Annotated in this window: 2 protein-coding genes; both read right to left on the reverse strand. The window is 44.7% G+C overall.

Annotated elements, in window-relative coordinates:
• Positions 1-87: 87 nt before the first annotated feature.
• Positions 88-753 carry a BON domain-containing protein gene (locus R7P67_RS25710; protein ID WP_318086434.1) on the reverse strand — a complete coding sequence of 222 codons (666 nt, stop codon included), beginning with the start codon at positions 751-753 and terminating at the stop codon, positions 88-90.
• Between the two features lie 20 nt (positions 754-773).
• On the reverse strand, positions 774-1,133 hold a 360-nt coding region (locus R7P67_RS25715; RefSeq protein ID WP_318086435.1), incomplete at its 5' end, for an SIS domain-containing protein.

Here is a 1,133-nt window from a genome sequence, read left to right on the forward strand (position 1 = left end):
CGACCAAGCTTAAGAGTGATTAAGTAAATAAAAAGCAGCGTTAACGCTGCTTTTTTTATACTTCGGTTTCAAGTTTTTCAATATCGTTTAGTCACTGAGGGTAAACGTTTCGACATCTGGATCACTATCATCTTGTGTCTGTGTCTGTGTTGTCACACCGTCGCTAGGTAAATCGACTTTAACTGGTTCTGCGTCTCCGTATTGGAACCCTTTGATCACCTGTTTTACGCCAGAGATATTGCGCGAAATCTCCGTCGCGCGTTCACCTTGCTGAGCGGTTACATAGCCAAACAAAAATACGTCACCATCCTCTGTAATGACTTTGACTTTAACGCCATTGAGGTCTGAGTCGGTTAATAGAGCCGATTTAACCTTGGTTGTGATCCAGCTGTCGTTGCTGATTTGCGTCACGCTCAATGGCTCTTTAGCCTTAATTTGGTTATGAATGGTTTTGACGCCATCAATAGCTCTAGCTCGTTGCTCAATTTGATTAATCAAATCTTGAGTTGGAGCTTGGCCCATTAAAACAACCGTACCATTGTACGAGCTCGCAACAACTCGAACATGCCCTTTAAATGGTTCTTTATTACCGATAGCTGCGACTTCAAATTCAATATTGTTGTCTTGCCAGATCTGCTTCGTGGTGCGAGTATCTGTCACAATATTTGCCGTGGTGGCAGCTCCAGCAATGAACAGTCCCGCACATCCGCTCAAGCTTAAGATGGTACATAAAATGATAAGGCTACGTATCATAATGCTGATTCTCAAATCTGTTATTCTTCGTGAGCAGGGAAAAGTACTTGGTCAATCAAATCGCATAAGCAGTGAAGAGTGACCATATGCACTTCGTGAATGCGAGCCGTGCGATGGGATGGAATACGAATTTCTACATCGTTTTCGCCCAGCAATCCTGCCATCTCACCACCATCTTTACCTGTTAGGGCGATAATGGTCATGTCGCGAGTTACAGCCGCCTCCATCGCTTTGATGATGTTTTTGCTGTTGCCACTGGTAGAAAGCGCCAGAAGAATATCGCCTGGTTGGCCAAATGCACGAACTTGCTTAGAGAAAATCTCTTGATAGTGGTAGTCGTTTGCAACTGCCGTTAGCGTGGTGTTGTCCGCAGTCAGCGC

Source organism: Vibrio sp. Vb0937, from assembly GCF_033338855.1.

What these genes read in the sequence shown, in the direction of transcription:
- R7P67_RS25710 (WP_318086434.1), bottom strand. Translation starts at nt 753, where the DNA reads ATGATACGTAGCCTTATCATTTTATGTACCATCTTAAGCTTGAGCGGA.